Source organism: Marinobacter sp. (assembly GCF_041690455.1).
GTDB lineage: Bacteria > Pseudomonadota > Gammaproteobacteria > Pseudomonadales > Oleiphilaceae > Marinobacter.
In genome coordinates this window covers 1-520 of sequence record NZ_JAWLHI010000104.1, presented here as the reverse complement: position 1 = coordinate 520, position 520 = coordinate 1, and the positions used below count along the sequence as shown (strand labels likewise).

At 66.0% G+C, this 520-nt stretch carries 1 protein-coding gene; it reads left to right on the top strand.

What is annotated here, in order from left to right:
* A partial coding sequence (gene holA, locus ACESMW_RS17620; protein ID WP_372988290.1) for a DNA polymerase III subunit delta occupies nt 1-512 on the top strand: 512 nt, incomplete at its 5' end.
* Nucleotides 513-520 lie beyond the last annotated feature (8 nt).

The window sequence follows — 520 nt, the reverse complement described above, 5'->3', positions numbered from 1 at the left end:
CCATGCTTGCCGAACGACTGGAAGGCAACCTGCTGGCCGCGAGCCAGGAGCTGGACCGACTGGCCCTGCTGACCAACGGCAACACCATCGACGAGGAAACCATCGAGCAGGCGGTCCAGGACAGCTCCCGCTTCAATGGCTTTGAACTGGTGCTGGAGCTACTCGCGGGCAGAGCACCCCACGCCGGCAAAATGATCGGAGTGCTGCAACAGGAGGGCGAGAATCCGCTGGGCCTGCTGGCCGTGCTCAACCGGGATCTGAACCTGGTGGCCGAGCTTCGGGCCGCGGCGGGCCAGGGCGAAAACCCTGCCGCCTTCCTGAAGAAGCGGGGCGTGTTCCAGCCCCAGCGTGCACGGGTGCTCGAGCGTGCCGCCCGCCGCCTTAGCCCGGGCCAGCTGCAACAGGCCACCCGCCTGTGCAGTCAGATCGACCGGGCGGCCAAGGGTTTCGATGATCTCTCCCCCTGGCATTACCTCCGGGATATGTCCGCACTTCTCGCCGCAAAACCGTGACCTGAGTC